Genomic DNA, 22012 nt, shown 5'->3' with positions numbered 1-22012 from the left:
CGTGACCCATTGAAACAAGTCGCTCTTTCGTCTTTCATATTGCAAACCGTTTCTGCAAACGTCACCCGTGATTTGCGATTCAGGCAGAAAACACTTGCAAAACGCCATCAAAAATAGCAAACGATTGCACTCGTCATCGCACAGTACGGGGCGTGGCGGCGACATGGAAGGCCACTGCACCGCCGGCGGGCACCGTCAACGTGACGTCGCCATTCCAACGCACACGCACGGTGCCGGCGCAATCGGCGGAACCATAGACATCGCAATACTCCCCTGCCGGCATCGATGTGCGGTAGGTGATCGTATGGGCGTGCACGTCATTGTTGATGGCGATGAACGCGCGGGAGCCACGTCCGAAGGCGATCATATTGCCGCCGTCATCCTGCCAATCGGTAAGGGGCGCGTCGTTCGCGACATTATGCCAGCCGATCATGCCGCGAACGTCCGTCCAGCGGTCGGTGCAACTCCAACCGGAGTCTTCCGAGCAGTCGGTGTCCGGCACCTTGGTCTTCGTGGCGCCCGGCGCGCCGGAGTCGGAGTCATGGAATTCGTAGCCGGAAAAAATGTTGGGAGTGCCATATGGGTAGGCCAGCATGAACGCGTTCGCCAGATGATAGGCATCGCCGTCCTTGTAGGTAAGCGTCATGCCATTGCGTTCGGTATCCCAGTTCGTCACGAACACGCTGGCTTTGCCACTGGTGGTGATGTTCTGCGGAATGTCCTTGATCGACAAGCTTCCACCGGCCAACGAATTGGAGAACATGGATTTCAGACGATAGGCGTATTGGAATTCGTTCACTTGTCCGGTTTTGAGATAATTCTTCGGTTGGATTTCCGCGGCTTCGGAATTATCTCCGATCACCTCCTGCATCCACCAGATGTCGTCCATGGGGCGTCCGGATTTCTTAGCCACGAGCCTCTTGATGGCCAACACATCCTTCGGCGGTATGTGCTTGACGGCATCCACACGGAATCCGGCGACGCCATAATCGAGAAGCTTCACGAAATAGTCCGACAGCACATCGCGTACATGTCCGTTTGATGTGTCAAGGTCCTGCAGACCTGACACCTGGCAGTTCCATACGCTGTCGGCGTCACGATACGTCCATATGGAGCAGGGCGTATGAAAGTCGGACGGAGCATATCCGGCTTCGGGGAAATCGCCGTTATTGTCGTAGGCGCTTCCGGCGATGCCCGTGCTCTCCGTCTTATCAACGCCAGTGGTATGGTTGATGACCGCGTCCGCGATCACGCCGACGCCCGCGGCCTTGCACTGGCTGACCATGTTCCTGAATTCGGTTTCGGTGCCTTCCTTCGAATCGAGCTTGTAGCTCACCGGCTGGTAGCTGGTCCACCACTGCGAACCTTGGATGGATTCCTGTGGAGGGGATACCTGCACGTATCCCACGCCTTCGGGGCCGAGCACTTCGCCGCATTCGCGGGCTACGGATCGCCAATTGGCTTGGAACATGGTGACGATCACGTCGCTGCGATATCGTGCGGGATCGAAACGGCCTCCGTCGTCCTCACGTGTCGGCACGTGCAGTGTGGCGGCGGACACTCCGACCGATACCGCGATACATGCCACCGCCGCTACGGCACGTGTGATCTTCTTTGCGACTGTGCCCATATTCCCCTGACCTCTTCGTCGTGCACCGCTTTCGCGATCTGCATACGTTTGCATTACCAGTGTATCCCATCAGGGGACAATCGTCATACGAAAAAGCCGGATGCTGATATGCGGCATCCGGCTTCACGTCATAGAGGCAAACGACTTCAGCTTTCCTGCAGCAGATGGGCGACTGCCTCCAGAGCCAACTTGTACCCGAAAAAGCCCATGCCGGTGATGGTGCCGGTGGCGACCGGCGAGATCACGGAACGCTTGCGGAATTCGTCGCGGGCGGAAGGATTGGAGATATGCACCTCCATGAGCGGCAGCCCCTCGTCGATCACCATGTGCGCGGCGTCCGCCAAGCCATAGGAGTAATGCGTGAAGGCCGCCGGATTCATCACGATCGGCGTCTTCTCGTCCGCGGCCTGATGCATCCAATGGATCATCTCGGCCTCGTCGTCGCTTTGGCGTACCTCCACATCGAGTCCAAGTTCCTTGCCCCATTCGGTGCACATCCTGCGCAGGGTCTCAAGATCCTGCTTGCCGTACACGTCGGGTTGGCGCACGCCCAGACGGCCGAGATTCGGCCCGTTGACAACCACTACTTTGGTCATTTCACTTCCTTTATGTTCGTTTGCATGCTTGCGTTCTACCGCTGGATGCGCCGGAACGCCTCTTCGACGGCGTCCGCCGGCGGATCCTCAAGATGGATGGGATGGCCCAACGATTCGAGGATGACGAAGCGCAGTTTGTTGCCGCGCGCCTTCTTGTCGCGGTGCATGAGCGCCAGCACATCGTCCCAGCTGCCGTTGTTCCACGATGTCGGCAGGCCGAGCGAGCCGAGCAGCGAACGATGGTAGTCGACCAGATCCTGGTCGATGTAGCCGAGCAGGTGCGACAGTTCGGCCGCATACACGCAGCCGACCGCAACGGCGTTGCCGTGCCTCCAGCGGAAATGCTCCAGCTTCTCGATGGCATGGCCGAGCGTGTGACCGTAGTTGAGGAACTCACGCAGCCCGGCCTCCTTGAGGTCGGCGGAGACGTGGTAGGCCTTCACTCCCACGGTGTGTTCGATGAGTTCGGCCACCACGTCCTTGAGTCCGGAGTCGAGGAACGATGCGCCGTCGAAGGAACGCAATTCGTTGGCATGGGTCTCGAGGATGTGTAGGATCTCCGGATCCATGATGAATCCGGATTTGGCGACCTCGCCCAGGCCTTCGATGAAGATGTCGTTCGGCAGCGAGGCGAGCGCACCCATGTCGGCGAGCACTCCCGCGGGCGTATAGAACGAACCGACGAGGTTCTTGCCCTGCGGCGTGTTGACACCGGTTTTACCACCGGTGGAGGCGTCGACCATGGCCAGCAATGAGGTCGGGCAGTTGACGTAGCGGATGCCCCTCATCCATGTCGCGGCCACGAAACCAGCCAGATCCGTGGCCGCTCCCCCGCCAAGCCCGACGATCGCATCGGATCGGGTGAAGCCTTCCTCCCCCAATCGCTGCCATATGCCATTGGCCACTTCGACCGTCTTGCCGGCTTCCGCGTCGGGGATGACGATGTCATGCACGTCGTAGCCTGCCTGCCGAAGCAGCGTGCGCGCGCGGTCGGAATGCCGCTGCACAGGCTGCGTGTGGATCAACGCCACTTTGGAGGGCTTATCCCCCAACACCTGTGCGAGCTGGCTCATCACCCCTTCTCCGATGCGCACATCGTATGGTTCGATGGTGGCTCCCGTGATATGGACTATGCGCTGGTCAATCATTTCCATCAGCTTTCTCGCGGCCACTTGCGGGGTCTGGCCATGGGTGCGCACATGCACGTTGGCCACCTGCCTGAACACCGGGTCGCGTTCCTTGTACAGTTTCTTCCACCGTTCGTTGGCATCTCCGTCGAGCATCGGACGTCCGCCTCCACGGTTGGCACGTTCCATGGCCTCCCTCGGGTCGGCCATCAGATACACGACCTTGCCTCCGTCCGCGATGTATTCGGCGAGTCCCTGCCGGATGGACGGTGTCATCGGCGCCCCTCCTCCCAAGGAGAAGATGCCATCGAAGTCCTCCAGCATGTCAAGCACGACATCGCTTTCCAGCTTACGAAACTCCGGTTCGCCGTATTTCGCGAAGTATTCGGGGATCTTCATCCCCGCGTCCCGTTCGATCTCATTGTCGGCGTCGGCGAAAGGCAGATGCATCATCTGCGCCACTTCCTTGCCAACACGGGTCTTGCCCGCACCCATCATGCCGATGATGACGGCGACGGGTCTGCGCATTCCGGACATCGGGGCGGTCACCTCATATGCTCCGGCCAGGACGCCACATAGGATTCGGCGTTGCGTCTGGTTTCGGTGATGTTGTCTCCACCGAACTTCTCCAATACGTATTGCGCGATGGTGAGACGCACCATGGCTTCGGCCACGACGGCGGCCGCAGGAACGGCAGTGCTGTCGGAACGCTGGTTGATGGCTTGCGCGGCCTCGCCGGTGGTGATGTCAACGGTTCGCAAAGCCTTCGGAATGGATGGAATCGGCTTCATCGCGGCGCGCACCACGATCGGCTGTCCATTGGACATGCCGCCTTCGATGCCTCCCGCACGATTGCTGAGACGCGCGATGCGTCCATCCTCGCCTACGACCATTTCGTCATGTGCCTGCGATCCGGGACGCATCGCTTCCAGGAAACCATCGCCGATCTCCACTCCCTTGATGGCTTGGACGCCCATGACGGCGCTGGCCAAAGCGGCATCCAGGCGGCGGTCCGATTCGACATACGTGCCGATTCCGGCTGGAACGCCATATACCACGACCTCAATTACGCCACCCAGCGTGTCGGCATTCTCCTTGGCCTCATCGATGCGGGCGATCATCTGCTGTTCGGCGATCTTGTCCAGGGTGCGCACCGGAGACGCGTCCAAGGCGTCAAGATCCTCCGGCTTCGGCAGCACAGCGTTCTGCGGATCGGTGATGCCCGCGCCGCCAATAGACAGCACATGGGAAACGGTACGGATACCGAGCGACTGTTCGAGGAACTGCTTGGCGACCTCTCCCAACGCCACACGCGACGCGGTCTCACGTGCGCTGGAACGTTCCAGCACCGGACGTGCATCGTCGAAGCCATACTTGCGCATGCCGGTCAGGTCGGCATGTCCCGGCCGAGGACGGGACAATGGGGCGTTGCGCCCCTCACGCGGTATATCATGGTCGAGCGGATCGGCGCTCATCACCTCGGTCCACTTCGGCCATTCGGTATTGGCGATTTCAATGGCGACTGGCGAGCCAATGGTCTGGCCGAACCGCACACCAGTGAGCATACGGACTTTGTCCTGCTCGAATTTCATACGTGCGCCACGACCATATCCAAGACGACGACGCGCCAATGCGCCGACGATGTTCTCAGTGGTGACGTGGATGCCCGCAGGCAGTCCCTCGATCATGGCGACAAGCGCTTCGCCGTGCGATTCACCTGCTGTCTGCCAGCGCAACATGCCAACTCCTTTTTCTGCCAAATACAATTCGTGGACTATCTTAACGGTATGTGGTACATGATTTGCCTGCCGAGTCTGCTCTGTGGAACGGCCGTCAGCATCGAGGACGTCCGATCACGCCGTGTCCCGCGCGCATGGATCGCTTTGGGCTGCCTGGCGCAGATCATTGCAGATACTGCGTACGCGATTGCTTCCAATTCGTTGTTTCTGGTGCTGCAGGCGCTGCTGTTCGCAGTACTGTCCGCGACGTTGCAAGGTTCGCTCGCACTCGTCAAACCGGGGACTTTGGGGTTCGGCGATGTCACTTCGACATTGATGGTCGGGCTTTCCGTAGGCATGTTCGGATTGTTCGCCATGGTGTATTGGTGGCTTGCGATTGCTGTGATCGGCATGCTCTGGCTGGCTTTTTGGACGCGGTTTGATCCGCAGAAGCGTACTCGGTTCGCCGGCAAAACACCGTTCGTCCCAGTCATTGTCGTAGCCGGGGCGATCGGTGTCATAATCAGCGCGTTCCGCTGAGAAATATCTGAGAGATATGTGAAACGTCAGTTGGCGTTTTCGTTGTTGTTCTTGTATTCGTCGCGGATTTTCCAGAATTCGTCCTCGGTTTCCACGAATTTGGTCTCACCCGTCTTGAGATTGGTGGTGACGAAGTATAGCCATTTGCCTTCCGGGGGATTCATGGCGGCCTGAATCGCGGAATCGCCGGGATTGCTGATCGGCGTCGGAGTCAATCCCTTGTTGACGCGGGTGTTGTAGGGGTTGCTGCCATCCTGAAGCTGCTCGTCCGTCAGCTGGCTGCCGTTGATGCCGAAGCCATAGGCGACGGTGCTGTCCATGCCCAATGGCATGTCCTGGTCGATACGGTTGAGGATGACACGCGCGACTTTGCCGCAATCGTCCGGGTTGTTGGCTTCGGATTCCGCGATGGACGCGATGATCAGGATACGCTCCCTCTCGCTTCCGGTAGGAACCTTCAGGGCGTCAAGCTTGGCGATACGCGCATCCACCATATCCTTGATGATCGTCTCCGCCGACTTGCCCTGTACCTCGTATGTGCCCGGTTCAAGCCATCCTTCGAATTTTCCGTTCGCCTCATCGGGAAGGATACCTTTGCCGCCGCCATCGATGATCGTCTTGAATTCAGAGACATCCTTGCCGGATGCCTGCGCAGCGTTGGCGATGACGTCGGACACTCTCTCGCCGGCCTTCACCTCGGCGAAACCGCCCGCCTTGCTTTGATCGGAGAGGATCTTGACTACATCGGCCGCTCTCATATGAGTTTTCAACGCGTACACGCCCGGATACAGCGTCGCGTTGGCCGCGGCAATCGCGGAAGTGAAAGCGGATTCGGATTTGACGATGCTCTTCTTGACCAGATTCCGTGCGATCTGATCGGTGGCCTGCCCGGTTTTGACGGTGAAGGTCACCGCCTTGTCTCCCGGACCCTTATAATCCGCAATCTGAAGCGAGGAATCAGAGGCCGTGACCGCCTTGAGATGCCTAATCGCGCCTGCACCTAAAAAACCAATGCCGATCACTAAAGCGACGACTGCAACGACTGCGACAACCATCACCGTGCGGCGACGTCGACGTAGCGCACGTTGTTTACGTATGTCACGTCGGGATTTCGGAGATTGAGACGGTTCGGGATCGGCGGATGCGCCTCCCGATGTCTCGACCCATTCCGCGTTGTCGGAAAAGTATTCATCCAAATCTTCGGTCATTAGTTTCTAGTCTCTCGTCCTCATTTGCGGTTTCGATCAAGCGCCGTCTGCAAAATCACCACCGCAGACTGCTGGTCGACCATCGGCCGATGCCTACGACCGCCGACATGCGCATCGAACAGCTGCTGATGCGCGGTAACTGTGGTCAGACGTTCGTCCACCAGATCGATGGAAGGAACATCCGTTATCGGATACGCTTCGTCCTCCACGGCGGCGTGCAACCGCTTTTCGAGATTGACGGCCCAGCGCCTTGCCTTTTTGGCGCTTTTCCCCTCTTCGCCGTTCAACAGCAACGGCAGACCGATCACCACATGATCCACCGACTCGTCCCCAATGACGTCGATGACCTCATCCAACGCGTGGAAGTAATCCCCATAGACCTGGATGTTGCCTATGGGATGTGCGAGGGTGAGCTCGGGGTCGGACAGTGCAAGTCCGACCCGGGCGTCACCCAAATCGATTCCAAGCCAAACCATGCTTGGAAGATCACCCCTTCATGGCCTGGTTCGCCAGCGACTCAAGAGCCTCGTCGATCCTGGTGGCGTCAGCGCCGCCACCCTGTGCGAAGTCCGGCTTGCCGCCGCCGCCACCGCCAAGAACCTTGGAGGCGCCACGGACCAGATCTCCGGCCTTGATGCCCTGCTTGCGGGCCGCCTCGTTGGTTGCCACGGCGACCATGGGCTTGCCGTCCTCGTTCACACCGGCAAGAGCCACCACGACCGGCGTGTCATCGCCGAGCTGTCCGCGCACATCGAGCACGGTCTTGCGCAATGCGTCGAAGGAGCCGAAATGACCGACGTTCTTCTTGGCGACCTTGACCGGAGCCTGGGATGCCTTCGCGTCAGCCACCAAGGTCGGCACGGAGGCCGCAAGCTGGGACTCGTACATGGCCGCGAGGCGACGATCGGATTCCTTGAGCTTGGCAAGCAGCGTGTTCACGCGATCGGCGAGCTCGTCCGGACGGGCGTTGACCATATCGGAAAGCTGGGAGACCAACGCGTGCTCACGCGCGTTGAACTCGTATGCGCCCTGACCGACGACGGCATCCACACGACGGACGCCGGAACCGATCGAGGCTTCGGACATGATGTTGATGGCACCGATCTTTCCGACGTGGTCGATATGAGTACCACCGCAGAGCTCACGGCTCCAACCGTCCTCGCCGATGGAGACCACGCGCACGATATCGCCGTACTTCTCACCGAACAGGTGCATGGCGCCGAGCGCAATGGCGTCGTCGAACTTCATCTCCTGGGTGGTGACCGCAAGGTTCTCGCGGAGCTTCTCGTTGACACGGGCCTCGACGGCATTCATCGCGTTCTTGCTCGGCGCGCTGGACCACTGGAAATCGAAACGGAGTCGGTTCGGAGCATCCTCGGAACCACGCTGGGTTGCCTGCGGGCCGAGTTCCTCACGCAGCGCCTTATGCACCATGTGGGTAGCCGTGTGGGCGCGTGCGATGGCGCCACGACGGTCAAGATCGATGTTGGCGTTGACCTCGGCACCGACCACCAGCGTGCCTTCGGTCAGACGGCACTGATGCACGATGAGATCCTTGATCGGCTTCTGCACGTCATCGACTTCGAGCACCGCTCCGTCATCGGACAGAATCTCGCCCTGATCGGCGAGCTGGCCGCCGGCCTGCGCATAGAACGGCGTGCGATCGAGGATGACCTCGATGTTGGCCGGACCGGTGACCGCGGGAACGGATCCCTTCCCTTCCTGCATGATGCCCAGAACCTTGGCGCGTGCAGACATGTCGGTGTATCCAAGGAAGTCGATCGGCTTGGCCAGCGTCTTCTTGAAATCGTCATAGACGGACAGATCCACGTTGTGGCGCTTCTTCAGCGCGTCGGCACGGGCGCGGCTCTTCTGCTCGGCCATCAGTTCGCGGAACTTCGCCTCGTCGACCTTCACACCCTGGTCGGCGGCCATCTCGAGCGTCATCTCGATCGGGAAGCCGTAGGTGTCATGCAGCTTGAAGGCGTCCTCGCCGGACACAAGGTCGGATCCCGCCTGCTTGGCCTTGGACACGGCCATGTCGAAGATCTCCGTGCCGGATTCGAGCGTGCGGCGGAAGGCATCCTCTTCGCCATAGGCGGCTTCGGACACATCGTGGAAGGTGTCGTTGAGTTCCGGATAGCTCGGTTCCATCGCCGCCTTGGAGGTCGGCAGCAAGGTCGGCATGACCGGATCGGTCACGCCAAGCTCACGCATGGCCTTGACGGTGCGGCGGAGCAGACGGCGAAGCACATAGCCGCGGCCGTTGTTGGACGGGCGAACGCCATCAGACATGATCATCAGCGCGGAGCGCACATGATCGGCGACGATACGGAAGCGAACGTCCATGGCCTCGTCATCGCCGTAAGTACGGCCGGAGAGCTTCTGGGCAGCCTCGATGACCGGAAAAACCTCGTCAGTCTCGTAGATGTTCTGCTTGCCCTGCATCAGGTATGCGAGACGCTCCAGGCCGGCGCCGGTATCGATGTTCTTGTTCTCAAGCTCGCCGACGATATGCAGGTCTGTCTTGGACTTGACGTTGTCAACCTCGTAGTTCTCGAACACGAGGTCCCAGATCTCGATGTAACGGTTCTCATCGGCGATCGGGCCGCCTTCCACGCCGTACGCAGGTCCGCGATCGACGTAAATCTCGGAGCACGGGCCGCCGGGGCCGGGGCCGCCGGTGGTCCAGAAGTTGTCTTCCATGCCCATGATCTGGATATGCTCGGGGTCGACGCCCTCGTTCTTCCACATGGACCGGGCTTCCTCATCATCGGTGAAGGTGGTCATCCACAGCTTCTCCGGGTCGAAGCCGTAGCCACCCTTGTCCTGAGGGGTGGTCAGCAGCTCGTATGCGTAATGGATGGCCTCCTCCTTGAAGTAGTCGCCGAAGGAGAAGTTGCCGAGCATCTGGAAGAAGGTGCCGTGACGCGTGGTCTTGCCGACCTCATCGATGTCCAGGGTACGCACGCACTTCTGGTTGGAGGCCATGCGATGCCTCGGCGGGGTCTGTTCGCCCATGAGGTACGGGATGAAGGGAACCATGCCCGCGATGGTGAACAAGGTGGTCGGATTCGGGGAAATCAACGATGCCGAGGGAACGACAAGATGATCATGCTGTTCGAAATAGTCGAGATAGCGCTTCGCGATTTCAGAAGTGCGCATGTGGATTTGAACTCCTTTATTGTCGGAAGACCCAGTGTCTTCCAAACGTATGATCGATTGCTTGGACATGCCGTGGGGCGGAACTGCGATCAGTTCGTTCCGTCCGAGTATTTTGCGTTGAGCTCGGCCTCACGGGCTCGACGCGCAGCGTTGAACTCGTTGACTAGACCCTCAAGCGTGCGCATGGTCACATGGTCCTGATCAGGCCCAAGCAACAGCTGACGGGCCATATCAGGCGTATTGGCCTTGACATAGGCCTGTGCCTTGGTGACGGCGACGACACCGACACACACGCCGATGGAGACCCAGAAGAGACGCTTGAACATCACTCCCCCTTATTATCTGCCGCGCGGTTAATGTTCCGTTTGTTCAGGAACGACTGCGCGGTGGATTTCAATGCGTACATGGTGGATGCCACTTTGATGACGGGCTTGCCCAGGAACGATCCGTACAGGTCGGTCAGGGCGCCGACGTTGTTGGCCGTGGTCGAAGCGGCGGCGGAGATCTTGTTGACATCCTCCAGTGATTTGTTGACCTGCTGCACCGTGGTCACGCTCTCGTCAAGCGCCGGAATCGCATGGTCTCCGGTGTCCTTGACGGTTTCGGCGATCTGATCGAACAGCTTGCCGAGACGAATCAACGGGTAAATCATGAAGCCGGCAAGGACCGCGAACGCAATCGCCGCGATCAGACCAGCAATCTCTCCAACACCCATCCTGCACCTCTTTTCAGTTCCACGGTTGTCCGTGAACGCAATACCCGCATAAGACTAGTAAAAAGTCCCGACTGCGGCAAATGTCTCACTGATTGTATGAAACCACCGTCACCGCGCGATTGATGGGTTCGTCCGTATCGAAATCAAGACACGTCACCGATCCATTGGCGGGACGCTCGCTCAGGTCATATCCCTCAGGCGCGAATCGGTGCATGAGGCTCAGCAGCGTATTGCCATGGGAAATCTGCAGCACATGGTCGCCATCTTTGAGTCGCGGATTTCCCGCGATCAACGCGAAGCCACCCTCAACCCGTCGCCAGTATTCGGCATCCGATTCGGCATCGTGGAACGGATCCGCCTCCTTGAGAAAATCGCGGGTGGCCGCGAGTCCATATCGGGTGACGATGTCGTTATAGTCCTTCGCGCCATGGGGGCCACCGGCCGCGGTCCAAGCCACGCCCATGTCCTGACCTTCGAAATAGCCATAGAACTGTTCGCGGAAATGCATGTCGCTGATCAGCCGCGGACGGACATGCCCCGCGGACTCGTTCACATCGAGGATTCGCTGCGCCGTCACTTGGGCGCGCGTGGTGTCGGAGCAATAGGCCGCTGCGAAATCGATATCCTTGAGCTTGTCGGCGGCCTTGTCCGCATCGGCAAGACCCGCATCGGTCAGCGGGGAGTTCGACCATCCCTGAAGCCTGTTGTAGCGGTTGAAGAACGTCTGTCCATGGCGGACCAGATGAAGATGAAGCAACATGTCTTCCATGGTACCTATGCAATCGGCCAAACGACATGCCGCCCGGAAAAGGGCCCGTAAAAAGCGAGAAGCCCCGCAGCCATGACGGCTGCGAGGCTCACGCTGTATGTCCTTAAACTGTATGTTCTTACAGTATGTTGTTCCAGATCAGCGGGCGTAGAATTCGACCACGTACTGGATGTTGACCTGCACCGGGATCTCTTCGGCCTCGGGCTTGCGGGTCAGAGTGGCCTTCAGGGAAGGCAGGTTGACGTCCAGATAGCCCGGAACCGCCGGCAGCACGTCACGGTGCACGCCTTCGGCAGCGGCCTGGAACGGAACCATGGTCTGGCTCTTGGCCTTGACCTGGATGGTCTGGCCCGGCTTGACGCGGTAGGACGGACGATCGACGATGTTGCCATCGACGAGGATGTGGCGATGCACCACGAACTGACGGGCCTGGGCAGTGGTGCGGGCAAAGCCTGCGCGCAGAACCAGAGCGTCGAGACGGGTCTCGAGATCGGTCAGCATGGCGTTACCGGTCTGGCCGGCGGTATGGGTGCCCTTCTCGTAAGCTGCGCGAAGCTGCTTCTCGGAGATGCCGTACTGGGCGCGAAGACGCTGCTTCTCGCGCAGACGCACCGCGTAATCGGATTCGGTGCGACGGCGGGTGCGGCCGTGCTCGCCAGGAGCATACGGACGCTTTTCAAAAATGCGCTGAGCCTTGGGGGTCAGAGCGATGCCGAGGGCGCGGGAAAGACGCACCTGGCGGCGAGAACGCTGAACGTTCGTCATTGGTTTAATCCTTTGTTTGTTCTGTCGTTGTCTGAACGGAACGCATGCCGGTTGTCCGGCATACGCTGAGCCAGCCTCTCCAGTGCTTCTTCGTGACATGCACGAACGGCTTGACCCATGATGCCGGGCATCATGATTGGCCGCCGACCCACTGACGGGCTAAGACTCCAGACGGCGCGCATCCTTTTCAGGCGCACACCAATCGCTAATCATACACATGAGGGACGGACGAGACACTTCGATCAGCCTGTATCGGCATGTCACGACCATCAAATCAACGCCAGTCGTCCTCTGTCCATGCGGTAGGTGCGGTCCACGTACTCGAGCGCATCCGGATCGTGGGTAACCATCAGCACCGCGGTTCCGTCATCCGCCACCCGACGCAGCAATCGCATGACCACCGCCGTGCTTTCCGCGTCCAAATCTCCCGTAGGCTCATCGGCAATCAGTAGTTTCGGCTCGTTCATCAGCGCCCGGGCGATGGAGACCCTCCGCATCTCACCGCCGGAAAGCTCCTTCGGATAGCAAAAAGCGAGATCGCCCACCAGCACCTGATCCAACAACATCTGCGCGCGCCGCATCATATGATCCGACTGCGGGGCGGACGGCTTCCGCGAGGAAGCCGGATGAATGACATCGGGAAGGTCACTGTCCACGGCAGGCTCCAATGTCCGCTCCTCGTCCACGATGGCGTTTTCACGACGTGGACCACCGCATAGTACCGCAGGAAGGATCACATTGTCGATGGCGGTGAGGTTCGGCAGCAACGTCTGGATTTGCGTGACGAATCCGATGGTGCGGTTGCGCAAATCCGACATCCGCCTGTCGTTCAAGGCGGCCACGTCGTTGCCGTCCAGCATGATCGAGCCGGCCGAAGGCTTCAGCAATCCGGTGATGAGGTTGAGCAGCGTGCTTTTGCCATTGCCCGATCTGCCGACGATCGCCGAGAATTCGCCTGGGCCGAGTGCGAGGTTCACATCGTCCACCGCAGGGAAAGACACACCCCGACGCACGAATTCGCGAGTAAGCCCACGAATCTCCAAAACGCTCTCTTCCGTCATCACTCCCCCTCCCTCAACGTCAGATAGGTCTGTGGCGTGGAAAGACGCACTGCGGTGGCGATAACGGCAATCAGCCCGGTGACCACGGCGAACAGAAGACTGACGGCCGTCAGCATCAGTACCTTGCCGACTCCTATCTGCAGATAGGGCAATTGCAGTTCTTTGGCGATCAGGCCGTTGAATGGGAGCACCATCAGTGACGCGCAGGATATGCCAATCAATCCTCCAATGGCGCCGATGATCGCCGATTCCTTGACGATGATGCCCACTAGTGTCGCGCGGGTCGCTCCAAGGATGCGGTATGCGGCGAATTCGCGCTTGCGCTCGTTCATGGATGACGAGAACACGGCCAGCATCACAATCAGGCCCATGCCCCAAAACACTGCCACGAATACGGCGGCATAGCGGATGATCGTCTTGAGATTCGCTTTGGTGGCCGCAGTGATGCCTCCCGGATACACGTAGCCCAGGCTTGTGATTCCCGTGGTCTTGGCGATGTTGGAGGCCACCTGTCGGGCGGAATATCCATCCTTGACCTTGACGAGCACGGCGGATACGGCCTTGCCTGCGTATTTCTCGGGAATCGCCGCATGTCCGGTCCGGGCGGAATAGGAGATGACGTCCGACACCGTATCCATATTCACGAACACGGAGTTGTCCAACGACGTTCCGGTGTCGGCCAGTTGCGCGGCCACGGGAAACTCATGCCCATACAATCTGACGGTGCCTTCAACCGACACGTTGATGCCGGACCCCGCGACGACTTGGCCTCTACGGAGCGTGCCGTCGACCTGCGAAGCCATCCAAGGAGTGATGACGAAATCGGTGTCGGGATTGAAACCGATGATCTGCACCTTCTCGTCGCAGCAGGCGGCCGCCAGCGAGGAGATGTACGTCTGCACCGTGCTTTCATAGACGCCATCCGTCCTGGCGACTTGGGCACCGATGTCGTTGGTGAAATAGAACGTGCTCGACGCATTTCCCGTGAGCAGGGCCTCCGCCTTGGTCTCAGTGTTCTGCGGTGTGACCATCAGGTCGGCGCCCATGCGTTCCTGCATGCTTTCCAATCCGTTGCTGAGGTTCATGGAGAGCAACGATCCTCCATGGAACGCGAAGGCAAGCATGCCGACGACGATGGCGAGCGCCGCTGTGCGGAAGGGTTTGCGCCGCAGATTGACCAGCGGCAGTTTCGACAACGTGATATGTGGCACGTCAGGCACGCTTCGACGGACGGGAGTCAAGATATGCGGCGATGGACGAGTCTACGGCCAGCAGCACGCCCAGCACTATGAGCGTGGGCATCGTCACCATGTGGCAATGCATCATGGAACCCTTGCACACGCCGATCAACACGGTCGGCGTCAACACCACGAACACGCCCAGCACGGCATTGGCGATATCCAATCCGGCTCTGGCGGCATCGGTGACGAAGAATCCGACCACCGCCAGCAGCACGGTCGCGATTCCTATTCCCAAAGCGACCTGAGCGGTGTAATGGCATGCCATGGGCATGTCTTCGACCTCACACACATGGGCGAAGGTCCGCGGGGCGATAGCAATCAGCACGCCCAGCAGAATCTGGGATGCAACGGCGAATGGTTTCCTGAACATGGTCCTCCCTCTCGATAAGCGAACATCGCTGATTATCGCAGCGGATGATCCGAAAGAAAAGACTTGTTTTTCAACGTAATCCGTGATATGGCCTACGACTTCAATGTGGCTGCGCCACGAAGGGAGCCTATCGAAAAGCCGCTAGAGCTTTTCGATAGGCGCCTCGCGGATCAGCAATCGTCGCACGCCGTCCGAACCGAAATCCACGGTGATCACGGAATTCGTCCCCGCATCCTTCGTCTCGACGATTTTTCCCATGCCGTAGCGGTCGTGGGTGATTCTGTCGCCGATCTGGAAATCCCCAATGCTCAGACCATTGCCACCGGCACCCGAACCGGCGGAAGCCGGTTTCGTCAGATCCTTCGGTTTCACTCGGCGAGTGGCGACCCTGCCTGATTTTCCCGACGGCTTGCCGGAACCATACGACGACCGGGAGGAACCATATGATCCGTACGTCGATGACCCCGAACGGGAACCGTATGAGGAACGACTGTTCCCCGATGCGTGGCCGGAACCATATGTGGAACGGCTGGAGCCATATGCCGTTCCATACGATGAACCGCCATAAGACGAACCACCGTATGACGAGCCGTATGAGGAACGCGACCCATGTGATCCGGAACCATGTGACGACGAACCGTATGCCGCTCCTCCGAACGTGGTGGGCCCGAAATCATCGTCGCCCCAGTCTCCGTACTCGTCATCGTCGTCATCGTTCTGCCAACCGGCGCGCATCCGCTCGATATTGGCCTCACGTCGTTTCCAATCAATCAGGCCATCCGGAATCTCGTCCAAGAATTGGCTGGGAAGCATTGCATCGGACTGCCCCCATTGGCTTCGCGTGGCGGCGCGGGTCACATAGAGGCGGCGCTTCGCACGAGTGATGCCCACATATGCCAGACGACGTTCCTCGGCCAGTTCTCCGGTGTTCTCCATGGCACGCTGGTGCGGGAAGGTACCCTGCTCCATACCGGTGAGGAACACGTAAGGGTATTCCAATCCCTTCGCCGTGTGCAAAGTCATCATCGTGACCTTGCCGGAATCCTCGTCCTCCCCCGGCAGCTGGTCGGAATCGGCGACCAACGCCGTAGTCTCCAGGAAACCGGCCAGCGTGGCGTCCGGCGTGTTCTGCTCGAATTCGGCAGCCACGGACTGCAGTTGTGAAAGATTGTCGACACGTGAAGCGTCCTGCGGATCCTCGGATCGTTGCAGCCCCTCCAGCAGACCGCTTTGGGACAGTACCTCGGCCACCACTTCGGACGGTTTCGAATCATGCTCCTTGGCGAAGTCTGCGAGCCCGTGCATCAAATCGCGGAACGCTTCCAGTGGCTTGGCAATGCGGCCCGTCATACCTTCGATCCGTTCCATGCGCTCAACCGCCTCGAAGAACGTGATGCCATGCGCATCCGCGTATCCGGCCACCAGACCTTCCGCACGCGCCCCAAGCCCACGCTTCGGGACATTGAAGATACGCCGCATGTTCACGTTGTCCGCGGGATTCACGATGGCCTGCAGGTACGCGATGGCGTCCTTGACCTCCCTGCGTTCGTAGAATTTGGTGCCGCCAATGAGCTGATACGGCAGATTGGCGTTGATCATCGCCTCTTCCAAGGCACGCGATTGCGCGTTGGCACGGTACATGATGGCGATGTCTCGGTAGGCGACGTTCTCCTCGGTGTGGATCCGCGCGATCTCATTCGCGATCCATCCGGCCTCCTGACGCTCGTCATCCGCCGCATAGCCGATGATCTTGTCCCCCTCGCCGAGGTCGCTCCACAGTTTCTTCGGTTTGCGGTTCTCGTTTTTTGAGATCACCGCGTTCGCCGCGTTGAGGATGGTCTGCGTCGAGCGGTAGTTCTGCTCGAGCATGATGGTCTGTGCGTTCGGAAAGTCCTGTTCGAAGTCCTGGATGTTGCGAATATCCGCACCACGGAACGCGTAGATGGACTGGTCGGAATCACCCACCACGGTAATCCAGCTCGGCCCGACACGTCCGGCCCCCTTTTGCCGGGGGTCTGGCAGCTCCCCCGAATCAACACCGGACAGCTCACGCACAAGCACATATTGGGCATGGTTGGTGTCTTGGTATTCGTCCACAAAAATATAACGGAATTTATGACGATAGTATTCGCTCACCGTCGGGCAGATCTGCAGCAATTCCACGGTGCGCATGATCAAATCGTCGAAATCGACCGCATTCGCGAGCGCCAGGCGGTGCTGGTATTCAGCATAGACGACGGCCGTCATCTCATCGATGTCGCCCGAACCCACTTGGTATCCGCGCTGCCCCGGCGTGTAATCGCAATTCGCCGCCTTCAGCTGATCCTTCCAGGAGGTCAGCGAGTTCTTGCAATCGGAGATCTTACCCAGCAGCATGCGTGGCGTGTATCTCTTCGTATCGATGTTCAGGTCGGCCGCAATCAGTTTGATCAGACGCTCGCTGTCCGCGGTGTCGTAAATCGAGAAACCCGATTTGAGGCCGATTTCCTTGCCGTCGCGTCGAAGGATGCGCACGCAGGCGGAGTGGAAGGTGGATATCCACATATGCTCGGCTTCCGGCCCCACCAAAGACACGAGGCGTTCGCGCATTTCAGCCGCCGCCTTGTTGGTGAAGGTGATGGCAAGGATGCTGCTGGCCCAGATGCCATGAGCCAGCATCCATGCGATGCGGCGTGTCAGCACACGCGTCTTGCCCGATCCCGCGCCCGCGCCGATGAGCAATGCCTGCTTGTAGCATTTCACCGCTTTCTCCTGCTGGGGGTTGAGGCCCTCAAGGAGGCTTTGCGGATCGCATATCGCGGGACCCATGCTCTGTTCCACTGATTCCTCTTTTCTTCCACGCGCTCGCGTTCAAACATTTGTTCGTAGGACTCATATCTATCATATGAGCAGGTCAGCGAACACGACTCGCACGGTCAATTGAGGCGCGTATGCTGAACTCCTATATACGGTTCACCGTATGCCATTCCACGCCGTCTTCTCACGGCGGGCACTATAGATACTACTAAGGGGTTTCATGAAGGAACTTGAAGAGCGCATTGCGCAACAAGGTACCGTCAAGCCCGGCAACGTGCTGAAAGTGGACGCGTTCCTCAACCATCAGTGCGATGTCGAGCTGTTCGACCATATGGGAGCCGCCTGGGCCGAGCATTTCAAGGGAAAGAACATCGACAAAATCCTGACCATCGAAGCTTCCGGCATCGGCATCGCCTGCGTTGCGGCCCGTCATTTCGGGAACGTCCCGGTGGTGTTCGCCAAAAAGGCGCAATCGATTAACCTTGATGGCGACCAGTACACGACCACCGTCTATTCCTTCACCAAGCAGAAGGAATTCCCCGTCATCGTATCCAAGCGTTATCTCAACGAAGGCGACCATGTGTTACTGATTGACGACTTCCTCGCCAACGGCAAGGCGCTGCAGGGTCTGATCGAACTGTGCCATAAGGCCGGCGCCACGGTGGAGGGCATCGGCATCGCGGTGGAGAAGGGCTTCCAAGGAGGCGGCGACCATCTGCGCGAAGCGGGATATGACGTCGATTCCCTGGCAATCGTGGAATCGATGGATCCGGAGAACGGTTCCATCGTATTCCGCTCCTGACCTCCATCGAACGCTCAAACGACCATAAGAGAGGATGCAACAGTTGAGCGAAGAGAAGAAAACTACAAGGGACGAAAACAAGACGGCGGAAACCAAGAATACGGGAAAAGGCGTGTCGGTTGAGGCGCTCAGCAGCCTTGACGCACCGGTCTCGTTCTGGAAGGGCATTCCGTTCGGCCTGCAGCACGTCATGGCCATGTTCGTGGCGAATCTCGCGCCGATCTTCCTGGTGGCTTCGGCCGCCAAGATGGATGCCGCGCAATCCGCCGCCATCATCCAGGCAGGTCTGCTGGTCGCAGGCTTGGGCACCTGTCTGCAGTTGTACGGCGTATGGCTGGTCGGTTCGCGTCTGCCCATGGTCACAGGCATCTCCTTCACGTATGTCGCCGCCGCCATGTCGATCGCACAGCATCAGGGTTATGGCGCCGTCGCCGGGGCTGTGGTACTCGGCGGCCTGCTGGAGGTCGTGCTTGGCCTGACGGCAAAGTATTGGCGTCGATTCGTTCCGCCGATCGTCTCGGCAATTGTCGTCACCTCGATTGGCTTCTCGCTGCTGTCGGTCGGCGCCACCAGCTTCGGCGGAGGTTCCGGCGCAAAGGACTTCGGCAGCTGGCAGAATCTGACGCTTGGCCTGATTTCGCTTGTGGCGTGCCTGGCGTTCCAACTGCTGATGAAGGGTACCGCCAAGCAGCTTTCCGTGCTGTTCGGCCTTGTCGTGGGCTATGTGGTCGCGATCATCATGGGCAAGGTCGATTTCTCCGGCTTCACCAATCTGCAGGTCGTGTCCGTGCCGCATTTCATGCCGTTCAAGCTTGAGTTCGATCCGGGAGCGATTATCTCTTTCGCGCTGCTGTACGTGGTTTCCTCCGTCGAGGTGCTTGGTGACACCGCGGCCCTCACCAAGGTCGGTCTTGACCGCCAGCCCACGGATAAGGAAACCGCCGGAGCAATCGCCGGCGATGGTCTGATCTCCTCCGTATCCGGTCTGTTCGGTTGCCTTCCGCTGACTTCTTTCGCCCAAAACATCGGTCTGGTCGCCATGACCAAGGTCGTCAACCGCAAGGTGATTCTCTCCGGCGGCCTGATTCTGGTGATCGCCAGCTTCGTCCCCGCAGTCGCGGAGGTTTTCAACTCCCTGCCGCAAGCCGTGTTGGGCGGTTGCACCATCATGATGTTCGGCAACATCATTCTGTCTGGTTTCCAGATGATTTCCGAGGCCGGATACACGCAACGCAACATCACCATCGCCGCATTGAGCCTGACCATCGGCATCGGCTTCACCCAGGTCGGCGACATCTTCGCCAATTTCCCCGCGCTGTTCCAGTCGATCTTCGCGTCCAACTGCATCGCGGTGTCATTTGTGGTTGCGGTGATTCTCAACGCCGTGCTGCCTAGCGAAGAGCACTTCCTGTCCGCTCCGCAGCATCAGGAGGACTGATCGCGCGATGTCGTTCCCTATTCAGGGAACGCATACGGAAAATCCCCATCCCATAAAATCGGGATGGGGATTTTCATATATTCTGATCCCTGTAGAGAACTCCTCAGTGTCCCTGCTTGATCCAGTCAGCAATCGAATCCTTGACCGCCTGCGCGTAAATCGTATTCGCCATTCCCGGGTGGATGCCGTCGCCGGCGAGCTCGCCGGCATGTGACGAAATGGCCTTGTCCCAATCAACCAATACGACGTTGTTGGAATGCGCCTTTGCGTAGTTCCTCAATACGTCATTCGTGCCGGGAACCCATGATACAGGGGCATGCGCGTTGATGAGCACCAGAACACGATCCGGACCGATATCGTCGTGCAGCGCGTCAAGCTGATCTTCCGTCACCACGGAATTGGTGGCAAGACCCACCAGCACCCACTGACGCAGATTTCCTCGCGACTTCTGTTGGTCGATGAGTCCTTGGGCCGTCGTCATCGCACGTGAGACCTCGGCATCCACGATGATATTGGGAAACATGTCCTGCAGGCCTTTGCTGGAAGCCAGCATCACCGAATCACCGATGGCGGTCATCTGTGAACCGTCCGGCATCTTATGCATCGGTTTCCTTGGAGCCGGCGGCCTGGACCGATTCCAATCGACATGTCGACCCTGCTCGCTCAACATCTTGGCATTGGAGGCCAGCGTCTGTTCCACGCTGGTACGCATCGGCGCATGGACGACGGCATAACCGCCCGTTCCGCATAGCGCGACCAGTATCGCGACCGTCACGAAGTTCCTGACGATCGCATGAGTTCCGTCTTTGTCGGATACATCGACCAGAGCCACGAAACCGCCTCGGGCCACCGGACGCTCGAGCAGTTTCCAAGAAAGCACAGCGAATACGGCCGTCAGAGCCACGGTGATCAGCAACATGCGGCCCATCCGCATCCCCCACTGTGGGAACATGGCTTTGACCAACAGCCACAACGGCCAATGCCAAAGATAGATGCCATATGAATGGTGGCCGATGAACGTAAGCGGTTTGAAGACCAGTAGATCCTGCATCCAGGATCCGAATGGTATGGATCCCGCAATCAGCACCAAGGCAAGCAGGGAGGCCACGAAGATGCCACCTCGGAAAGCCTCCGGCCCTTGGGAAACATGTCTCATCATCCACAGCAAGGCCAGCAGCGAAATGAACGCGGCCACAGGCCCTATCCTGTTCCATGCCGTGTGGAACAGCTCCGTCCACGATTCGCTATTCCTTCCACGCTCATGGCGCATGACCGGCAGAATCCAGGCCAGCATGGCTCCCAACCACAATCCCATGGCATGAGTGTCAGTGCCGAAGTAAACTCGTGTGGGATCGTCGCCAGGCTGGTATTGCAAACCCATGGATAATGCGCTTCCTACGGCCAAAGCCGCCAGAATGGCCACAGGCACCCATCTGTTGATGATTCTACGCAACAGCAAAACCACGAAAGGGGCAATGAAATAGAACTGCATCAGCAATGACATGAACCACAGATGCCGGAACATATCCGGGTTCATCTGGGAGAAGTAGCTGGCTCCGCTACTGATGGCATACCAGTTGTAGCATCCCAGCAACGCGGTCATGATTTGATCGCGTACGCCGACGAGCATGTCTTTGTTCACGAACCAAGCCAAGGTCGTCGTCACGGGAATCAGCATGAAGAACGCGGGATAGATTCGACGGAAGCGCTTGAGATAATACTCTCCTAGTCCGATTCCCCTGCCCGAATCAATATGGTTGAGCAACGACGAGAAAATCAGGAAGCCGGAGATGGTGAAAAAAATATCAACCCCGAAAAACCCTCCATGGAGCGTGCCTTCGTCGCAATGATACAGCACTATCGCAATCAGGGCGATACCTTTGAGTCCATCTAAACCGACAAAATGCCGTCTGGTAGTCACAATCACCAACCGTTCTCTCTTTTTGTCGCGCACGCTACGACCAACCTGTCGTATCGTATCACCAAGCAACCCCTTTGGGAGCGGGCAGAAGAAGCTTTCTTTTAAAAGAAAAATCGCGCCGCCGCGACTGCACAATCGACGGTGTCGATC

General features: G+C 58.8%; 19 protein-coding genes. 3 read left to right on the top strand and 16 right to left on the bottom strand.

Annotated elements, in window-relative coordinates:
* Positions 1-133 precede the first annotated feature (133 nt).
* From ACR0P8_RS02945 to aroC, 4 genes are all read right to left on the bottom strand, one after another.
* Positions 134-1630 carry an alpha-amylase gene (locus tag ACR0P8_RS02945; protein WP_432623505.1) on the bottom strand — a complete coding sequence of 499 codons (1497 nt, stop codon included), beginning with the start codon at positions 1628-1630 and terminating at the stop codon, positions 134-136.
* 146 nt (positions 1631-1776) lie between these two features.
* Positions 1777-2226 carry a type II 3-dehydroquinate dehydratase gene (aroQ, locus tag ACR0P8_RS02940; protein WP_432623503.1) on the bottom strand — a complete coding sequence of 150 codons (450 nt, stop codon included), beginning with the start codon at positions 2224-2226 and terminating at the stop codon, positions 1777-1779.
* Positions 2227-2261: 35 nt separating this feature from the next.
* Complete coding sequence (locus ACR0P8_RS02935) at positions 2262-3881, bottom strand: bifunctional shikimate kinase/3-dehydroquinate synthase (protein WP_432623526.1); 1620 nt, start codon at positions 3879-3881, stop codon at positions 2262-2264.
* 17 nt (positions 3882-3898) lie between these two features.
* Positions 3899-5092: a chorismate synthase gene (gene aroC, locus ACR0P8_RS02930; protein WP_432623502.1), complete on the bottom strand. Its 1194-nt coding sequence runs from the start codon at positions 5090-5092 to the stop codon at positions 3899-3901.
* Between the two features lie 48 nt (positions 5093-5140).
* Here aroC and ACR0P8_RS02925 point away from each other — a divergent pair, with 48 nt between their 5' ends.
* Positions 5141-5611 (top strand): peptidase A24, encoded by a 471-nt coding sequence (locus ACR0P8_RS02925; protein ID WP_432623524.1) that lies wholly within the window; start codon positions 5141-5143, stop codon positions 5609-5611.
* A 26-nt stretch (positions 5612-5637) separates the two neighbouring features.
* On the opposite strand, the gene mltG is transcribed toward ACR0P8_RS02925, so the two are convergent.
* The 11 genes from mltG to ACR0P8_RS02870 form a co-directional block, all read right to left on the bottom strand.
* A complete protein-coding gene (gene mltG, locus ACR0P8_RS02920; RefSeq protein WP_432623500.1) occupies positions 5638-6819 on the bottom strand; it encodes an endolytic transglycosylase MltG in 1182 nt (393 codons plus the stop codon).
* Positions 6820-6839: 20 nt separating this feature from the next.
* Positions 6840-7295: a Holliday junction resolvase RuvX gene (gene ruvX / locus ACR0P8_RS02915; protein WP_432623498.1), complete on the bottom strand. Its 456-nt coding sequence runs from the start codon at positions 7293-7295 to the stop codon at positions 6840-6842.
* Positions 7296-7305: 10 nt separating this feature from the next.
* Entirely contained in the window at positions 7306-9984 is a 2679-nt protein-coding gene (alaS, locus tag ACR0P8_RS02910; protein ID WP_432623496.1) for an alanine--tRNA ligase, read from the bottom strand.
* A gap of 89 nt (positions 9985-10073) precedes the next feature.
* Positions 10074-10310 (bottom strand): hypothetical protein, encoded by a 237-nt coding sequence (locus ACR0P8_RS02905; protein WP_432623494.1) that lies wholly within the window; start codon positions 10308-10310, stop codon positions 10074-10076.
* On the bottom strand, positions 10310-10699 hold the full coding sequence (locus ACR0P8_RS02900) for a DUF948 domain-containing protein (protein WP_432623492.1): 390 nt from the start codon (positions 10697-10699) through the stop codon (positions 10310-10312). The genes ACR0P8_RS02905 and ACR0P8_RS02900 overlap by 1 nt, the downstream gene beginning before the upstream one ends.
* An 85-nt stretch (positions 10700-10784) precedes the next feature.
* Positions 10785-11459, bottom strand: coding sequence for a histidine phosphatase family protein (locus tag ACR0P8_RS02895; protein WP_432623490.1), 675 nt, complete (start codon positions 11457-11459; stop codon positions 10785-10787).
* Between the two features lie 147 nt (positions 11460-11606).
* The gene (gene rpsD, locus ACR0P8_RS02890) at positions 11607-12233 is read right to left on the bottom strand and encodes a 30S ribosomal protein S4 (protein ID WP_003809500.1); all 627 of its coding nucleotides are present in this window, start codon (positions 12231-12233) and stop codon (positions 11607-11609) included.
* A 269-nt stretch (positions 12234-12502) separates the two neighbouring features.
* Entirely contained in the window at positions 12503-13294 is a 792-nt protein-coding gene (locus ACR0P8_RS02885; protein WP_432623486.1) for an ABC transporter ATP-binding protein, read from the bottom strand.
* Positions 13294-14505 carry an FtsX-like permease family protein gene (locus ACR0P8_RS02880; protein ID WP_432623522.1) on the bottom strand — a complete coding sequence of 404 codons (1212 nt, stop codon included), beginning with the start codon at positions 14503-14505 and terminating at the stop codon, positions 13294-13296. The genes ACR0P8_RS02885 and ACR0P8_RS02880 overlap by 1 nt, the downstream gene beginning before the upstream one ends.
* A gap of 1 nt (position 14506) precedes the next feature.
* Positions 14507-14905 (bottom strand): DUF4418 family protein, encoded by a 399-nt coding sequence (locus ACR0P8_RS02875; protein ID WP_432623484.1) that lies wholly within the window; start codon positions 14903-14905, stop codon positions 14507-14509.
* A 141-nt stretch (positions 14906-15046) separates the two neighbouring features.
* Complete coding sequence (locus tag ACR0P8_RS02870; RefSeq protein WP_432623520.1) at positions 15047-17713, bottom strand: ATP-dependent helicase; 2667 nt, start codon at positions 17711-17713, stop codon at positions 15047-15049.
* A 208-nt stretch (positions 17714-17921) separates the two neighbouring features.
* Here ACR0P8_RS02870 and ACR0P8_RS02865 point away from each other — a divergent pair, with 208 nt between their 5' ends.
* Together ACR0P8_RS02865 and ACR0P8_RS02860 are read left to right on the top strand one after the other, a co-directional pair.
* Positions 17922-18503, top strand: coding sequence for a xanthine phosphoribosyltransferase (locus ACR0P8_RS02865; RefSeq protein WP_432623482.1), 582 nt, complete (start codon positions 17922-17924; stop codon positions 18501-18503).
* A 34-nt stretch (positions 18504-18537) separates the two neighbouring features.
* Positions 18538-19941, top strand: a complete 1404-nt coding sequence (locus tag ACR0P8_RS02860; protein WP_432623480.1) for a nucleobase:cation symporter-2 family protein — start codon at positions 18538-18540, stop codon at positions 19939-19941.
* A gap of 103 nt (positions 19942-20044) precedes the next feature.
* Here the strand turns inward: ACR0P8_RS02860 and ACR0P8_RS02855 are convergent, their stop codons facing one another.
* Positions 20045-21868, bottom strand: coding sequence for an acyltransferase family protein (locus ACR0P8_RS02855; protein WP_432623518.1), 1824 nt, complete (start codon positions 21866-21868; stop codon positions 20045-20047).
* Positions 21869-22012 lie beyond the last annotated feature (144 nt).

This window comes from Bifidobacterium sp. (assembly GCF_050874245.1).
GTDB lineage: Bacteria > Actinomycetota > Actinomycetes > Actinomycetales > Bifidobacteriaceae > Bifidobacterium.
Note: the sequence above shows the minus strand (reverse complement) of the source record. Positions and strands in the feature narration are given on the sequence as shown.